We start from the raw sequence: 2,874 nt of genomic DNA on the forward strand, positions 1-2,874 counted from the left end.
GTTAAGCCATGGGTCGAACGCATCACATGGCGATTTGAAGTGGTCTTTTTGCCAGCGCCAGTTGTGCTGGGTAAGGCCGATGTCCACCATTTGAGTGCGCTTTAGAAAGCCTTGCAGCGCTTGGCACGCCTGGTCAAAGCTTGCGTAATAATACGGCTTGCCTTTGACGTTCAGTGTCCACGGCCAAGGACGCACAGCGCCGCTTTGCAGCTTGGTTTTGCTTTCACCGAGCGCCAAGGCGTACAACACGCTGGCAGGAATGTGGTGGCGCGTGGCGACGTCTTGATACAAAGGCGGAATGGCGGCCTGCACGCTGCCTCCTGCAAGACACAGCGTCAAGGCAAGGCAATAACGGACCATGCGCCCCCCTCGCCTTGCTGCGCTATCGCCACAGGCACCGCTTTGCCTTTGGCCAGTGAAAACCACAGTCCGCGCGTGTCATGATTTAAGGTGATGCGTTTCGCGTCCACATCCCCATGGCGAACGCCAGCGGCGTTTGCCCAGGCTTGCAGCGCCGCGTCATCGCCACCAATCAGATAAACATCGACATTGACGCCTTTCGAGCGCCAGGCCTTGAGCGCATCAAAGCACGCGTCGCACTCAGAGCGAACAAACAGCGCCACGCGCTCAGGCAATCTGGCGCCAATCGGTGTTAAGTTGGGGTAAAGACGCTGCCACGCAGCGCGATAAGCGACATCGAGGGCAAGAATGCCATCGGTGCGCGCTTTATCAAATTCGACTAACCGCTCTGCAAAACGGGTGCGCTCGGCGTCATTACGAGCAAACACCGCCAGCACCTCAAGCGGATTATCATCCTGCATGTCGTAGGTGAGCGGGCTTTGCATTAAACGCTCATAGCGCTGCCAATCAGCGGAGGTCAGCTGCCAAAAATCGGCGCCTTGCTGGGTAGGCGAGACCGCCACGCTTTGCTCGGTGAGGGTTTGAGTGGTGTCGGCGGCGTGCAGTGCGCTGCTAAGAAGCAGTAAACTCAATCCAAGGTATTTCATCATTAACCCTCCATCATGGTTAAGGTGGTGCGCTGGCCTTGACGCTGCACTTCAATACTGGATGCGAAGACCGAGACGATTTTCCAGCCGCGATAAGACTGACCTTGCCGGAGCGCCGACAGCTCAGAAAGCGTGCGAGCATTCGTTTGACCTACGATGGCCAAGCGGATGCCGCTGCGCGATTGCACGTCATACAGCACAAATGGGGCGGTCACAGAGGATGTGGCGGCAGTGTTGGTGTTTCGAACCGGACTGGGCGATGCTTTCTTAGCGGTGGTAGAGGCGGAAGCTTTTGCTGTTTTTTGCACCGGCGCTGGGCGCGGCGTGCTGACGACGCGGTTGAGGCGCGCCAGTTTTTTCTCAAGCTCAGCCACTTTGTGGTGGTCAAGGTCGAGTTTATCGAGACGCGTTGAATGGTGCTGTTGCGTATTTGACAATGCCTGCAGACGCTGCGCTTGCTCGTCAACACGGAGACTCAGTTCATCAAGCGTTTGAGTTAACGCGTCGAGTGCAGCGCGGCGCTGTTGGTCGCTCGCTTGTTGACTTTCGCTCAGCGCGCTCATCAACGCTTGGTGCTGCGTCTCAAGCTCGGCGTCAAAGGCGGCTTGCCGAACGGGAGCGAATAGATATTGATAGACCAAAATGCAGGCGGCGCTTAATAGTACGCACCACAGGCTGAGCAATAGGCCTCTTAATGCCGATTTTAGGAAGGGTTTCACGCCAAACTCCAAGGTTATCCATATCTGGATGACCCTAGCAAAAAGGCGGTTTGGTTGTCTCAATTAGAATAGGCGAAAAAATAATTTTTCTAATTAAGATTATTTTTGATTATTCTGTTATCCTACCCGGTTATTTTGAATTCAGTTCTATATGCACTTGCTGCGCTGATTCATTCCATTCTTTTACGCTGGCATCAAACAGGCCAGTGCGATTGACGCAAGCTACGATGGCCTCAACGTCAGGGGACTCAATCAGCATCGATATCGGTGCGACTTGCTTGTCTTCACTGAACGCCGCATCAATGTGGTCCGCTAACAGATAAAGCACGCCAGGCTCAGCGGTGTCCCCTTCCTCAAATAACTTAGATTCTAGCCCCAGTTCGTCATAAAGATGAACGAGCAAGGCATACAGCTTGCCTGCCCCAATGATTTTATGATTCATCGCCATTGCGTTTAGCTCCCACAGCTTTTGCTCTAAATTGCCTTGTGGATGGCGCGCCGCCTGCAACATGACACGTAAATCTTTTTTGATGTTGCTCAGGCGTTTGTCTTTGAGTTTGGGCTTGAGGTAGCGAAGCAGCAGCTCATTGCGTTTTGGTACAGGTACAAACCGTTTACTGCTAAGCAAATGAAAGTGCAAATGCAACAGGGCGTGACAGACGGTTTGGTGAAGGTTGCGGTAGTAATCGAATTCGCGGGGGTTCATAGCATAAGACAAAGATAAGGGAAGAAAACGTTGACTGACCGACTTTGTACACGAAAGTACACCACAAACAATGACCATATGTCAGCCAACGTAGGCTCACTGTAAAGAAACGGCGGTACATGTCAACACGAACACAAAAAAAGGCCACTGCGTACCACAGTGGCCATCGGAAAGTTATGCTTTGCAATATGAGTTGCATAGGAAGTATAGCACCTATTTATCCTTATGCTGCTCATAACTCATGCAATTTTGCCAGGGCTTTTTGCTCAAGAAGCTCTTCAATGCGCTTACGAGCTTTACCCGCTCTAAGCTGTTCTTTGCTCGGTTGCGTGGTTTTCTTATCGCGATAAGCCAATCGCTTTACCGTCATGGGGGTTGGCATCATTGCATCGCGCTCACTTATGGGTTTACGGCTTCTTTCAGCGCTTTGCCTGCTTTAAAG

General features: G+C 52.3%; 4 protein-coding genes and 1 pseudogene. All 5 read right to left on the reverse strand.

The genetic code is table 11. The features are described from left to right. Nucleotides 1–312, reverse strand: a pseudogene (locus tag KIO97_RS26505) (hypothetical protein); the annotation flags it as partial. Nucleotides 313–335: 23 nt separating this feature from the next. Continuing rightward, nucleotides 336–1,010 (reverse strand): TIGR03759 family integrating conjugative element protein, encoded by a 675-nt coding sequence (locus KIO97_RS26510; RefSeq protein ID WP_285384399.1) that lies wholly within the window; start codon nucleotides 1,008–1,010, stop codon nucleotides 336–338. After that, the gene (locus tag KIO97_RS26515) at nucleotides 1,010–1,726 is read right to left on the reverse strand and encodes a hypothetical protein (protein WP_285384400.1); all 717 of its coding nucleotides are present in this window, start codon (nucleotides 1,724–1,726) and stop codon (nucleotides 1,010–1,012) included. Before KIO97_RS26515 ends, KIO97_RS26510 begins: the two co-directional genes overlap by 1 nt. Nucleotides 1,727–1,856: 130 nt before the next feature. Continuing rightward, complete coding sequence (locus KIO97_RS26520; protein WP_285384401.1) at nucleotides 1,857–2,432, reverse strand: DUF2913 family protein; 576 nt, start codon at nucleotides 2,430–2,432, stop codon at nucleotides 1,857–1,859. Between the two features lie 232 nt (nucleotides 2,433–2,664). After that, nucleotides 2,665–2,817: a PA3496 family putative envelope integrity protein gene (locus KIO97_RS26525; protein ID WP_285384402.1), complete on the reverse strand. Its 153-nt coding sequence runs from the start codon at nucleotides 2,815–2,817 to the stop codon at nucleotides 2,665–2,667. Between the last annotated feature and the right edge of the window lie 57 nt (nucleotides 2,818–2,874).

The organism is Vibrio sp. B181a (assembly GCF_030248375.1).
Taxonomy (GTDB): domain Bacteria; phylum Pseudomonadota; class Gammaproteobacteria; order Enterobacterales; family Vibrionaceae; genus Vibrio; species Vibrio campbellii.

Excerpts from the sequence above, each read along its gene's own strand:
- KIO97_RS26520 (WP_285384401.1), bottom strand. The coding sequence starts at position 2,432 with ATGAACCCCCGCGAATTCGATTACTACCGCAACCTTCACCAAACCGTC.
- KIO97_RS26510 (WP_285384399.1), bottom strand. The coding sequence starts at position 1,010 with ATGATGAAATACCTTGGATTGAGTTTACTGCTTCTTAGCAGCGCACTG.
- KIO97_RS26525 (WP_285384402.1), bottom strand. The coding sequence starts at position 2,817 with ATGATGCCAACCCCCATGACGGTAAAGCGATTGGCTTATCGCGATAAG.